Genomic DNA, 12,137 nt, shown 5'->3' with positions numbered 1-12,137 from the left:
AAGCGTGGTTGGAAAAGCGCAATGCCGACTGCGGCAAATTGACGGATGAAACCCCCGCCGCCGACGGAATGGGAATTGCCGAGTGTGTTTTCAAGGCGGTTATCAAACGGGCGGATGAACTGGAGAAAATACCCCGGCCCGCCAATGGCGCCAACCAAAGCAACACCTCCACCGCCACTCAAGGCGAGTGGTATACCAGCACGGCCAAACCGGTATTGGTGGTGCGCAGCACGCCTGATGTCACCGGCAAAAAGATTGGGACAGTGCCAGAAGGCGACAAAGTCAAAGTGCTGGAAAAGGATGTCAAAGCGGATTTTATCAGTGGCTATTCAGGGTCATGGGTGAAAATTGAATCCCTTCTGGGTTCAATTCCCCGCCCCTTGGGGCGTAAACTGGGGAGATGAGCCAGTATCTGCATAAAAGTCATAATGTTAGCGTTCTGTTATACCATCTTGTTTTTCCGGCGAAATATCGCCGGGCCGTTTTCGACAAAGGGGTAGACAGAGCGTTGGCAGATGTCTGCCAGGAAATCGAAAAGCGCTATCAGATCCACTTTTTGGAGGTGGGAACCGACGAAGATCATGTGCACTTCCTCGTGCAGTCAGTACCGACCTACAGCGTGACCCAGGTAGTCAGGCTGATCAAGAGCCTAAGTGCGCGAGAGGTTTTCAAAAAGTGTCCCCATGTGAAAAAACAGTTGTGGGGTGGTGAGTTCTGGACAGATGGCCATTTTGCTTCCACGGTGGGTAAGCATGGCAGTGAAGCGATGATTAGCACGTATGTGAAGAATCAGGGAAAGTCTTATACGAAACTGCATGAAGATCATCAGCTCAAATTACTATGAAAATACCTCGCTTTCGAGGAACTCGAAAGTCGACCAACGGGAGAGGGCTTGCCCCGAGGATCATTTATTGATGAGGCTAATATTCGCCGATTATTGGGGCAAGGGTACGATCGTAATAACGTAATGGGCGGTATTGATGAATATGGCAATAGCCTTGTTTACCATCCTGATCATTATGATCCCGCCACCGCTGGCGCAATTCTTGTTAGTGGTGTGGTAAATGTACTATCCATGGGAGCATCAGTGGCCATGGAAGGAATGGTGTCACTTTGGGTTGTCGATAGCTTGGCCACTGCTTCTCCGGTTTTAAGATGGATCCCACAAAGTTATGCTCGCTCTTCATTAATGCGAAGTGGTTGGCAAGCAGGTAAAATGCAAGAACGCACTGCTGCTCGGGGAGGATGGTCTATGCAACAAGATCAGTATGCAAATATTAGAGTTCAATGGTCTGCTGCAGGGGGGAGGCATGGAGGTTCGTACTGGAAGGTTTCTGGTCCTGCGCTGGGAACTCAGAGAATTCCTTATTTTTTTCATACTATTAAATAAAAAATGATTGATAAATCAGCATCAATTATACCTGGGGTGTCACTCGGTGGTATTCATCTGGGAACGTCACTTAGTGATTTGGGTGATGATGTGCGATTAATATCAAAACATTATGGTATCTATTTTTATGAAATAGGTAGCTGTATTTCAATCAGTGTTGATTGCATCTCTGGTTTGATATTAAAAATTAGCGCACATCGAGGATACAAAGGATTGCTTTATGGGCAGTATGCTCTTGGGATGTCGATTAATCCTTTGTTGGATAACTGTGAGTGGAAATTTGATGATGTTTTTTGGGATGGCGTTATGGTTCCCGTTAATGGAGATAAGGTTTATATATCTTCATTAGAAGATCCTGACTTTGAAGAGCTGTGTGATTCCGAGATTGAAGAAATAACGGTCTTCTTATAATAAGCGAAACACGGCTTCACCGGGCATGAGCACCTCGACAGCCTGGGGCTGGTGGACATGAACGCGCGGCTGTATGACCCGGAGGTCGGGCGCTTCCTCAGCCCGGACACGCTGGTCCCGGACGCGGGGCTGATGCACAGCTACAACCGCTATATTTATGTGCTCAACAACCCGCTGAAATACACCGACCCGAGCGGCCACAGCTGGCTGAGCGACCGCTGGGACGACTTCGCCAACTCGGTGAAGGGCGCAATGGGGTGGATACGCGACAACTTCACGCTGGTGGCGAACATCGCGCTACAAGCGGCGCTAGGCCCGGCTGGCAGCCTCGCCATCAGCGTCATCCGGGGTGCGGCGGCCGGTTTTGTGGGCGGGCTGGCCAGCACCGGCTCGTTGCAGGGGGCCTTGCAGGGCGCGTTCTGGGGCGGTGTCGGGGCGGGTGTGGCCGGTTTCGTCGGGCATGGCGGGGCGTTCGGCTACGCCTGGGGGGAGTCCTCGCCCTTCGGCACCCTGCGGTGGCTGGCGCACGGCGTCAGCCAGGGGCTGGTCGGGCAGTTGCGTGGCGGCAGCTTCCGCTCCGGCTTCGTCGGCTCGGTGGCGGGCGGGCTGTCGCCCGCCGGGGACATGCTGGCGCACGGCGTCGGCAGTGTTGTCAGCCGCACCGTCATCGCCGCCGTGTTCGGCGGGCTGGCGGCAGAGGCCAGTGGCGGCAGCTTCTCTGACGGGGCGCTCAGTGCTGCGATGGTGCATTTGTATAATGACGAAGGATTACCAATGCTCCCGCAAGGGCTGGTAGATGTAGCTGCGGGCTTTGGGGACACTATCTCTCTTGGGATAACCGATATTATTCGTGATTTAATGGATACAAATGGTGCAGTTAATAAGTATTCTGATGCTTATGGTGCAGGTGAGTGGGCAGGTGTTGGCTATGGTATCGCAGCAGGAGGCGCAATTGGCTGGCGAATGGCTGGGGAAAGAGCGGCAGGAAAAGAGTTCTCTCACTGGATACCAAATAGATGGGGGGGAGTACGTTCAAAATGGAATGGCAATTATGTTTCGCGAGATATACATGCTTTATCAGATCCATATCGTTATCGTTTTATGCCCAGAACTTGGAAAGCTCAAAATCCAATGCCCAATCAAGCATGGCAGCAATGGACTCGATTTCCTTATGTTTATAAGGGTGCAGTTGGTGGTGGTGTTTATGGCTCTATCGGAGCAGAAGTGGCAAGGGATTGAATTAAATATGTTAATCGAAGGAGGTATCCAATGATTAGAATAAGTCATTTATTAAGCAAAATCTTTTGCAGAAAAGCAGCGTTATCTATGCTTGAGAAATCCATATTAGATAGGGTTCATGATCATTTATCGATGGAGATTAGGCTATTATGGAAGAAACAAATAGAAGCGATTAATAAAATCCAAAGAGTGGCAGATGGAGTGGAAGTTGATTTTTATCGAATAAAAAATGGCCAGCCAACTTTTGATGAAAACTTAACCTTTCCCAATAAGAGCAATGAATTACTAGTTGCTGAAATTACCATATCTTACCCGACATTAGGTACTAAAACCAAAGCGTGTGTTTGGAGTGTAAGAGGGTTTCTTTTTTCAATAGAATATGAGAAATCCCCCAAGATTTTGGAATCTGCTTTTTTAAATAAAAATGAAGATGCCATAATGGTCAATTGTAAACTAATGGCTGATCTAGAAAAAGATGTTCGATAGTTAAAACAATGACTTCCTGTCAACGAGTTACATTCATGAAGGATATAAAGAAAGGTTCATTAATAGACGTTATTATTGAGAATATCGAGGAACGTGGGCTATATATCTCTTATTGCGGAATAAAGGGATTTATAGATGTTTTAAGACTATCTTGGACAGGTTATCGTGATGAAGCCAAGAGATTTTATAGAATTGGAGAGCTAATAAAAGTTAAAGTACTAGAAATCAAGTCTTGTCAGTTTTATGACTTTCAAGCATCACTTCGAGACGTGACCCCTGAACGCAATCCTTGGTTATATAAAGAGTTATTTGCCAGTGGCAGCAAAAATGAAGCTGTTGTGAGAAAGGTTTTAGATCATGGTTACTTCATTTATCTTGGGTTCGGATTGAATGCTTACTGCCCAATTAACAAAGCACCAAAAATCTTATGCGAAGGAGATATAGTTGTAATTAAAATCATTACTGTAGAAGAAACCTTCCCTAATAAGATTATAGTTGAGTGTTTGTAAATATCTCGGCATAAAGTCTGAGACAGTGATCTGAACTGTGTAACTGCTTGTACGACCGCCTGGCCGACGCCACCCGCACCACGGACAGCGGCCAGGGTGGGTTCAACCTGCACTATGAGCATGACCGTTACGGCAACCTGGATTACAAAAGCGATGCGGGCGACCTGGTGTATGACATGTTACCTTTGCCGAGGTGGATTCTGATTGCCGGACGCAGAAATATTTCTGTGAAGACATGCCGCCTTTCCTGTTCACTGGAAAACCCTATTATGCCCGCCGTCATGGAAGTGACTGGAATAAAATCGTTTTTAGAGCTTTAGCCCATGCAAAAATGCTGGCGTCATTCATGCACGGTCTTCTGATAGCAAGTCGCTCAGGGAGGGGCCATCGGTCAAGCGGATGCGTTGCGTGGCAGGCAAGCCTAGTTTTTTGCCAGCATTTCCACGCCGCACCCATGCCAGTTTACCCAACGGTTGGGAAGGGCGGGCTTGCAGGTTGGGTGCGGAACGTGTCAACCTGTGTTGAGCTCGCGGACAGCAACGTACATGGGGTTACCTCATTTGTGGCCATATTTGCTGATTGTGACCACAATTTTGGATGTTTGTTCGTGCAAAAAATGGCGGTAACTTACGCGCCAATTTCCCCCATCAGCTTGATCACCCATTCCTCCCGCTCATCCACGGAGGGGAGTTCCATTTCAAAGCGCAATTTGTCCTGCCCGTCCAGCTTGAACGCCCAAGGCCGTTTCTGGATCAGGGTGATCACCTTCATCGGGTCAATATTCGGTTTGGTGTCGAAAATGATCCGCCCGCCCTTGGCGTTCATGTCCAGTTTTTTGACGCCCAGTTCCTGCGCGGCCAGCTTGACGCGGGTGACGCTGAACAGGTTTTTGGCCGGTTCCGGCAGCAGGCCGAAGCGGTCGATCATTTCCACCCGCAATTCATCCAATGCCTCCTGCGCGGGTGCGCTGGCGATGCGTTTGTAAAGGATCAGGCGGCTATGCACATCCGGCAGGTAGTCGTCCGGGATCAGCGCCGGGGCGCCCAGCTCCACCGTGGTGCGGCTGCTGCTGGCGGTGAGTTCGGGAACCTTGCCGGATTTGAGCGCCTTGACCGCCCGCTCCAGCAGGTCGTTGTACAGGTTGAAGCCGATTTCCTGAATCTGCCCGCTCTGGCCTTCGCCCAGCAATTCGCCCGCGCCGCGAATCTCCAGGTCGTGCGTGGCCAGGGTGAAACCGACGCCCAGATCTTCCAGCGACTCGATCGCCTCCAGCCGTTTGACCGCATCCGGCGTCATCGCCTGTTTCGGCGGCGCAATCAGGTAGGCGTAGGCGCGGTGGTGCGAGCGCCCGACCCGTCCGCGCAACTGGTGCAATTGCGCCAGCCCCAGCTTGTCGGCGCGGTTGATGATGATGGTGTTGGCGGTCGGCACGTCGATGCCGCTTTCGATGATGGTGGTCGCCACCAGGATCTGGAAACGCTGGTGGTAAAAGTCGCTCATGATGCTTTCCAGCTCGCGTTCGCGCATCTGCCCGTGGGCGAATTTCACCTTGACGTTGGGCAGCATGGCCTCCAGCTCTTCGGCGGTTTTGGCGATGGTTTTGACTTCGTTGTGCAGCACGTACACTTGCCCGCCGCGCGACAGCTCACGCGCGCAGGCTTCCTGGATGATGGTCTTGTTCCATTCGGTGACGAAAGTCTTGATCGCATGCCGCTGGGTTGGCGGGGTGGCGATGATCGACAGGTCGCGCAGGCCGGACAGCGACATGTTCAGGGTGCGGGGAATCGGTGTGGCGGTCATGGTCAGCATGTCGACGTTGGCACGCAGTTTTTTCATCTGCTCCTTGTCACGCACGCCGAAACGGTGCTCCTCGTCGATGATCACCAGCCCCAGGTTCCGGAACTGCACATCGTCCTGCAACAGCTTGTGGGTGCCGATCACGATGTCGATTTTCCCGGCGGCCAGTTCGGCCAGTGCCGCGCTGCTTTCCTTGCCGGTCTTGAAGCGCGACAGCGATTCGATGCGGAACGGCCAGTCGGCGAAACGGTCGCGGAAATTGTTCAGGTGCTGCTGCACCAGCAGGGTGGTGGGCGCCACCATCGCCACCTGCTTGCCTGCATTGGCGGCGACGAACGCGGCACGCATCGCCACTTCAGTCTTGCCGAAACCGACATCGCCGCACACCACACGGTCCATCGGCTGTGGCGAACGCATGTCCTGGATCACGTTTTCGATCGCCAGCGCCTGGTCGGGCGTTTCCTCAAACGGGAACGCGCCCGCAAACAGGCGGTAATCATTGTCTTCGAACGGGAAACTGAGCCCTTGCTGCGCGGCGCGGCGGGCGTGGATGTCGAGCAGTTCCGCCGCCACGTCACGGGCTTTTTCCGCCGCTTTCTGTTTGGCCTTGTCCCACTGGTCGTTGCCGAGGCGGTGCAGCGGCGCATGTTCGGGGTCTGCGCCGGTGTAACGGCTGACTAGGTGCAGCGCGGCGACCGGCACGTACAGGCGGTCGTTATTGGCGTATTCGATCAGCAGGTATTCGGCGGTGACGCCGCCAGCGGTGACGGTTTGCAGCCCCAGGTAACGCCCGACGCCGTGTTCCTCATGCACGACCGGCGCGCCTTCGCTGAGATCGGTGAGGTTGCGGATAATGGCGTCGGCGTCGCGGGTGATTTTCTTGCGCCGCCGCTGCTGCTGGATTTGCACGCCATGCAGCAGGCTTTCGGGGATGACGGCGAGATGCGCGTCCGGCAGCCAGAAACCGTCTTCCAGCGGGGCGACGGTGATGGCCATTGCCTGCTTGCCGCCGAGAAACTCCCGCCAGTTGTCCACGGGTTGCAGGTTGATCTGGTTGTCGCGCAACAGCGCCATGAAGGCTTCGCGCCGCCCGGCGGATTCGGCGGTGAACAGCACCCGGCCTTGCAGGTCTTTGAGGAAATTGGCCAGCAGGAACAATGGCTGTTCGTGGCGCGCATGGATCAGCAGCGAGGGCAAGGCGGCGATGGGGTAGTTGCTGCCGCCACTTTCCAGTTTGAAGGTTTGCAATTCAATCCGGGCGTATTCCTGCACATGGCTGTGCAGTAGTTCCGCCGTCAGGAACAATTTGTCCGGTGCCAGCAACGGCCTTTCAATGTCGTGCCGCCGCTGCTCGTAACGGTGCGCCACGGTTTCGCGGAATTGCGCGACGGCGGCGGCCACGCCTTCGCTCAGGATCAGCAGCGTCTTTTTCGGCAGGTAGTCAAACAGGGTGGCGGTATGCTCGAAGAATAGCGGCAGGTAATACTCGATCCCCGCTGGCGGTTTGCCCTGGCTGACGCTTTCGTAGATAAAGCTGCGGCTCAGGTCGCCTTCCACCTGCGCGCGGTAGTTTTGCCGGAACCGTTTGACGCCTGCCTCATCCAGCGGGAATTCGCGGGCGGGCAGCAGTTCGATGTTGTCCACCAGGTCTTCGGTGCGCTGGTTTTCCGGGTTGAAGGTGCGGATTGAATCGATTTCATCGTCAAACAGGTCGATGCGGTAGGGGGTGTGGCTGCCCATCGGAAACAGGTCGACCAATGAGCCGCGCGTGGCGTATTCACCGTGCTGCATCACCTGGCTGACGTTGCGGTAGCCTGCCTCCTCCAGCTGTTTGCGCAGTTTGTCGATGTTGAGCGGCGCGCCCTTGCGCACCATGAAAGTGTGCCCGTGCACATAACTGGTGGGCGCCAGCCGGTGCAGCAGGGTGGTGGCGGGCACAATCAGTACGCCGCGCTGGAGGTTTTCCAGCGTGGCCAGCGTTTTCAGGCGCTCGGAAACAATGTCTTCGTGCGGTGAAAACACGTCATAAGGCAGGGTTTCCCAGTCGGGGAAAATGTGGCGTGGAATCTCCGGCGCGAAGAATTGCAGCGCGGCTTCCATCTGGAAGGCGGAATGGACGTCTGGCGTCACCAACAGCGCCAGCCCGCCGAAATCCTGCGCCGCCTGCGCAATCAGCCATTCGCGGGAACAGCCGTAGAGTTGCCCCCAACGGATGGCGCTATTCGGGGTGGTGGGATATTGGGGTTTGGGCAATGCAGACATGAGACCGGGCTTGTTTTCTTGAAATCCGGCATTTTAATGGATAGCGGCTTGATTGTCCTGCTGGCTGCCGGTTTCGGGGGCGCTTTTCAGGCGCTGTTCAAGCGCGGCGCGCTCGTTGTCACTCAACAATTGCAGCACGTAATCACGGTTGGCGGCAGCGTGTTCATGGCCTTGTTCGGCGGCGAGGGATAGCCAGTAGGCGGCGGATGGCAGATCCTTGGCGACCCCGATGCCGTGGATCATGTACGTGCCCAGGTTGAATTGCGCGCTGGCGTTGCCAGCATTGGCGGCCTTCTGGAACCAGCGGACAGCCTCCACCGGGTCAGCAGCCACGCCCTGGCCGTTGGCGAACATGATCGCCAGCCCGACTTCCGCGTCGGTGTAGCCTTGGTCGGCGGCCTGCCGGTACCAGTACAATGCCTGGTTGTCATCTTTGGGCAAGTCTTTGCCCTGATCCAGCATGAATGCCAGCGTGTATTGGGCGGCGGGGTTGCCGCCTTCAGCCGCTTTGCGGATCCAACTGACGCCTTTGTCATGGTCTGGCGGCAGGTTTTCACCCAGCAGGTATTTGATCCCAAGGTTGTATTGGGCGCCAGCTTCCCCTTGTTGCGCGGCTTCGCGGTACCAGTGGATGGCTTCCTGGGGGTTGTTCGCCACCCCTTCCCCATCATCGTACATCAGCGCCAGATTGAAGGCGGCAGCGGGGTCGCCTTGTTCTGCGGCCTCACGGAACCAGTGGGCGGCTTGCGACAGGTTTTTGGTTAGCACTTTGCCTTCCAGGTAGCGCACCCCCAAGTCAAACTGGGCGTTCTTGTGGCCATGCTGGGCGGCTTGGGTGTACCAGTAGGTGGCTTCTTCCGGATTGGCCTGCTTGCCTTGGGAAAAATCATACAGCAGGGCGAGGTTGTACTGGGCTTCGACATCTTGTTGCTGGGCGGCCTGCTCAAGCCAGTAGCGTGCTTTTTCCGTGTCCTTGAAGACCCGCAGATACAGGACGCCAAGGTTGTACTGGGAGTCGGCATGCCCTTGCTTCGCCGCTTGTTCATACAGGCTGGCGGCTTTGTCATCATCCTGGCCCACATAGGCTCCGGTTTCATATAAATACGCCAGCTCATACAACGCAGGCGGGTAGTTTTGCTCTGCGGCTTGCTTCAGCAGTTCAAGGCCGCGCTTGGGGTCGGCGGCACCTTTTTCGCCATTAAACAGGCGGCGTGCTGTGGCAAATTGTTCGGCGGGGCTGGAAGGGGGGGCGCTGTCAGTTTCCTGGGTGGGGTTGCTGGCGTTGGCAGTGGCGGCTGATTCTGGAGATGAAGCTGTTTTCGTCAGTTCAGCGTGGGCGAATGTCGGTGACACCAGCGTAAGGAATAAGCTTATTGCTATAGTAAGGCATGGTGAGGTGAATAATGTGCCCCTGAACATGGTAAAAAGCCCCGGAAAAATTAGAATTAAATCAACTACTACACTTATACAATAAAATTATAGACTAAAGAGTCTATAAATAAAACGATTCGGAACAAGTTATATCTTTCGGGCTATGTCAAATATCGGGTAGATTTATCATCAAGTTGGTCGGTTTGGCATGAGGAGTTAGAGGTGTGGCGACAGAGCTGGTTGAAATAAAGGGTGAGATGCTGTTGCTGGGTGTGTTGCATCTGGCATCTGCTGATGTGGACCTGATTAGGCAGGGGTTGCAGGGCAAGCGTGACAGTTTGCCGCACTTGTTTGCCAACAGTCCGTTGGTGGTTGATGGCAGCCAGTTAGGTGAAGCCTGTCAACAGCTGGATATGGTGCGGTTACGGGAAACCATTCAGGAGCTTGGCTTTATACCCATTGGCATTCGCGGGTTGGACGAAGCCCGCAGCGCTCAGGCGGTTGAGGCGGGATGGGCCTTGTTGCGGGCGGGAAGGGGAGCCAGCACGCCGGTTCGCGCTGAACGTTCGTCGGCTAATGAGTCGGAGGCTCCCGTCAGGGCGGGCGACAGCGTGAAAGTGGTTGACCGTCCGGTGCGTTCTGGCCAACAGGTGTATTTCCCTGATGGCAATGTGGTTGTTTTGCAACACACCAGCGCCGGTTCGGAAATCCTGGCGGGTGGGTCAGTGCATGTTTATGGTTCTCTGCGTGGAAGGGTGTTGGCTGGGATCCTGGGGGATGTCAGCGCCCGGATTTTCTGCCAGAAGCTGGAGGCGGAGTTGGTCGCAATCGCCGGGCATTACCGTTTATTGGATGATATTGATACAGACCTGAAAGGATCGCCCGCCATGGTTTGGCTGGAAAACGGGAAGCTAAAAATTGCGCCGATATTCTGACCGTTACAATTTAATACTGAATACCGCCCCGGATCTGTTAAAATTACTAGGTAAAATCCGTCACTCAGGCCGGTTTTAAGGTGTCAATGGAAAGGAGCCTCTTTTGAGCAAAATTATCGTCGTAACCTCGGGGAAGGGTGGCGTTGGCAAAACGACCACAAGCGCGGCATTTGCAACCGGTCTGGCGATGCGGGGATACAAGACCGCTGTTATTGATTTTGATGTCGGGTTGCGCAACCTGGATCTGATTATGGGGTGTGAACGCCGTGTTGTTTATGACTTTGTCAATGTCATCAATAATGAGGCATCCCTGAAACAGGCCCTGATCCGTGATAAACATGTGGAAAACCTGCATATTCTGCCTGCGTCACAAACGCGTGATAAAGACGCCCTGACCACCGAGGGGGTCAAGCGGGTCATGGATGAATTGTGTGACAGCGGCTTTGATTATGTGGTGTGCGATTCCCCAGCGGGTATTGAACGTGGCGCGCACATGGCGATGTACTACGCTGATGACGCCATCGTTGTCACCAACCCGGAAGTCTCGTCGGTGCGCGATTCCGACCGCATTCTTGGCCTGTTGCAAAGCAAGACACACAAAGCGGAGCAAGGGGAAAACGTGCGTGAGCATTTGCTGATTACCCGTTATTCGCCGTCGCGGGTCAATGCCGGGGAAATGCTGGGGATGGAGGACATCCTGGAAATTCTGGCGGTTCCCCTAATTGGAGTGATTCCCGAATCACAAAGCGTCTTGCAGGCGTCCAATAGCGGCACGCCGGTGATTCTGGATAAAAACAGTGACGCCGGTCAGGCTTATGACGATTTTGTGCGCCGTTTTCTGGGTGAAACGGTTCCTCACCGCTTCATGGAAGTGGAGAAAAAAGGCTTTTTCAAGAAGCTGTTCGGGGGATAAATCATGGGATGGTTTGATTACTTCAGGACAGACAAACAAACCAGCGCTCAAGTTGCGAAGGAACGTTTGCAGATTGTCATTGCCCATGAGCGGCTCGACCGCAACGGGCCGGAATACCTGCCGCAATTGCGCCGCGACATCATGGACGTGATCCGCAAATATGTGCCCATCAAAGAAGAACAGGTCAATGTCCAGTTTGAAAAAGGTGCCGATTACGATGTCTTGGAACTGAACATTGCCCTGCCTGAACGCACCCGTTAACGATAAAAACAATACTTGGACGCAGAAGCGTTAACCCGCTGGCTGGGGTTGGGATTGCGCATCCTGCTTGTGGATAAAGGCACCCAACTCTTCTTCCGTCACCACGCCCGGTTGCACCGCCAATAATTTACCCTGTGGGTTGTAGAGCATGAAAGTCGGCGTGCCGATGAAGCTTTCCTTCGCAGTGCTGTAGAGGTACTGGTCAATTTCAGAAGCGCTACTGAGCAGGTTGGGAAAATCTAGGCCAAATTCGTCAATGAATTTTTCAGCGTTGGCTTTGCCGTCAGCACCATCCAGCGAAATGCCGAGCACATCCACATCCGGGTTGGCGGTTTCAAAATCCACCGTATGGTGGATGCTGCCACGGCAGGCGCGGCAATCCGACGCCCAAACCTCCACCACCGTCCATTTGCCCTGGCCAACCAACGTTTCCAGATTGGCGGTTTTGCCATGCATGTCCGTCAGGGCGGAAGCAGGCGGGGTGAATAGCGCAAGGCAAGCCAATACGGAGATAATGGAGGCTGCTTTGATTGGTAACATGAAATCTTCTCCCAAAAGCATAC

Annotated in this window: 14 protein-coding genes and 1 pseudogene; 11 read left to right on the top strand and 4 right to left on the bottom strand. The window is 54.1% G+C overall.

Annotation, left to right across the window (positions count from 1 at the left end; genetic code table 11):
• The 8 genes and pseudogenes from VSS37_RS14100 to VSS37_RS14065 form a co-directional block, all read left to right on the top strand.
• A partial coding sequence (locus tag VSS37_RS14100) for an SH3 domain-containing protein (protein ID WP_324696241.1) occupies positions 1 to 404 on the top strand: 404 nt, incomplete at its 5' end.
• Entirely contained in the window at positions 401 to 844 is a 444-nt protein-coding gene (gene tnpA / locus VSS37_RS14095; RefSeq protein WP_324696239.1) for an IS200/IS605 family transposase, read from the top strand. The genes VSS37_RS14100 and tnpA, both read left to right, overlap by 4 nt.
• A 48-nt stretch (positions 845 to 892) precedes the next feature.
• Positions 893 to 1,390 (top strand): hypothetical protein, encoded by a 498-nt coding sequence (locus VSS37_RS14090; RefSeq protein WP_324696237.1) that lies wholly within the window; start codon positions 893 to 895, stop codon positions 1,388 to 1,390.
• Between the two features lie 3 nt (positions 1,391 to 1,393).
• Positions 1,394 to 1,801 (top strand): hypothetical protein, encoded by a 408-nt coding sequence (locus tag VSS37_RS14085; protein ID WP_324696235.1) that lies wholly within the window; start codon positions 1,394 to 1,396, stop codon positions 1,799 to 1,801.
• A 21-nt stretch (positions 1,802 to 1,822) separates the two neighbouring features.
• Positions 1,823 to 3,040, top strand: a pseudogene (locus tag VSS37_RS14080) (RHS repeat-associated core domain-containing protein); the annotation flags it as partial.
• A gap of 30 nt (positions 3,041 to 3,070) precedes the next feature.
• Entirely contained in the window at positions 3,071 to 3,526 is a 456-nt protein-coding gene (locus VSS37_RS14075) for a hypothetical protein (protein WP_324696233.1), read from the top strand.
• Between the two features lie 35 nt (positions 3,527 to 3,561).
• A complete protein-coding gene (locus VSS37_RS14070) occupies positions 3,562 to 4,035 on the top strand; it encodes a S1 RNA-binding domain-containing protein (protein WP_324696231.1) in 474 nt (157 codons plus the stop codon).
• Between the two features lie 47 nt (positions 4,036 to 4,082).
• Complete coding sequence (locus VSS37_RS14065) at positions 4,083 to 4,355, top strand: hypothetical protein (protein ID WP_324696229.1); 273 nt, start codon at positions 4,083 to 4,085, stop codon at positions 4,353 to 4,355.
• 24 nt (positions 4,356 to 4,379) lie between these two features.
• Here the strand turns inward: VSS37_RS14065 and VSS37_RS14060 are convergent, their stop codons facing one another.
• The 3 genes from VSS37_RS14060 to VSS37_RS14050 all read right to left on the bottom strand — a co-directional run bounded on the left by VSS37_RS14060 (position 4,380) and on the right by VSS37_RS14050 (position 9,447).
• Positions 4,380 to 4,550 carry a hypothetical protein gene (locus tag VSS37_RS14060; protein ID WP_324696227.1) on the bottom strand — a complete coding sequence of 57 codons (171 nt, stop codon included), beginning with the start codon at positions 4,548 to 4,550 and terminating at the stop codon, positions 4,380 to 4,382.
• Between the two features lie 112 nt (positions 4,551 to 4,662).
• Complete coding sequence (gene mfd / locus VSS37_RS14055) at positions 4,663 to 8,094, bottom strand: transcription-repair coupling factor (protein WP_324696225.1); 3,432 nt, start codon at positions 8,092 to 8,094, stop codon at positions 4,663 to 4,665.
• A 33-nt stretch (positions 8,095 to 8,127) separates the two neighbouring features.
• Positions 8,128 to 9,447: an SEL1-like repeat protein gene (locus VSS37_RS14050; RefSeq protein ID WP_324696224.1), complete on the bottom strand. Its 1,320-nt coding sequence runs from the start codon at positions 9,445 to 9,447 to the stop codon at positions 8,128 to 8,130.
• A 242-nt stretch (positions 9,448 to 9,689) separates the two neighbouring features.
• Here VSS37_RS14050 and minC point away from each other — a divergent pair, with 242 nt between their 5' ends.
• From minC to minE, 3 genes are all read left to right on the top strand, one after another.
• Positions 9,690 to 10,400 carry a septum site-determining protein MinC gene (minC, locus tag VSS37_RS14045; protein WP_324696222.1) on the top strand — a complete coding sequence of 237 codons (711 nt, stop codon included), beginning with the start codon at positions 9,690 to 9,692 and terminating at the stop codon, positions 10,398 to 10,400.
• Between the two features lie 103 nt (positions 10,401 to 10,503).
• Complete coding sequence (minD, locus tag VSS37_RS14040) at positions 10,504 to 11,313, top strand: septum site-determining protein MinD (protein WP_324696221.1); 810 nt, start codon at positions 10,504 to 10,506, stop codon at positions 11,311 to 11,313.
• Between the two features lie 3 nt (positions 11,314 to 11,316).
• On the top strand, positions 11,317 to 11,574 hold the full coding sequence (gene minE, locus VSS37_RS14035; RefSeq protein ID WP_324696219.1) for a cell division topological specificity factor MinE: 258 nt from the start codon (positions 11,317 to 11,319) through the stop codon (positions 11,572 to 11,574).
• Positions 11,575 to 11,604: 30 nt separating this feature from the next.
• Here minE and VSS37_RS14030 read toward each other — a convergent pair whose 3' ends face one another.
• Entirely contained in the window at positions 11,605 to 12,114 is a 510-nt protein-coding gene (locus VSS37_RS14030; RefSeq protein ID WP_324696218.1) for a TlpA family protein disulfide reductase, read from the bottom strand.
• Positions 12,115 to 12,137 lie beyond the last annotated feature (23 nt).

The sequence above is a fragment of the Candidatus Thiothrix phosphatis genome, from assembly GCF_035668035.1.
Lineage (GTDB): Bacteria > Pseudomonadota > Gammaproteobacteria > Thiotrichales > Thiotrichaceae > Thiothrix > Thiothrix phosphatis.
Note: the sequence above shows the minus strand (reverse complement) of the source record. Positions and strands in the feature narration are given on the sequence as shown.

Excerpts from the sequence above, each read along its gene's own strand:
- VSS37_RS14030 (WP_324696218.1), bottom strand. The coding sequence starts at position 12,114 with ATGTTACCAATCAAAGCAGCCTCCATTATCTCCGTATTGGCTTGCCTT.
- mfd (WP_324696225.1), bottom strand. The coding sequence starts at position 8,094 with ATGTCTGCATTGCCCAAACCCCAATATCCCACCACCCCGAATAGCGCC.
- tnpA (WP_324696239.1), top strand. The coding sequence starts at position 401 with ATGAGCCAGTATCTGCATAAAAGTCATAATGTTAGCGTTCTGTTATAC.
- minE (WP_324696219.1), top strand. The coding sequence starts at position 11,317 with ATGGGATGGTTTGATTACTTCAGGACAGACAAACAAACCAGCGCTCAA.
- VSS37_RS14075 (WP_324696233.1), top strand. The coding sequence starts at position 3,071 with ATGATTAGAATAAGTCATTTATTAAGCAAAATCTTTTGCAGAAAAGCA.
- VSS37_RS14085 (WP_324696235.1), top strand. The coding sequence starts at position 1,394 with ATGATTGATAAATCAGCATCAATTATACCTGGGGTGTCACTCGGTGGT.
- VSS37_RS14070 (WP_324696231.1), top strand. The coding sequence starts at position 3,562 with ATGAAGGATATAAAGAAAGGTTCATTAATAGACGTTATTATTGAGAAT.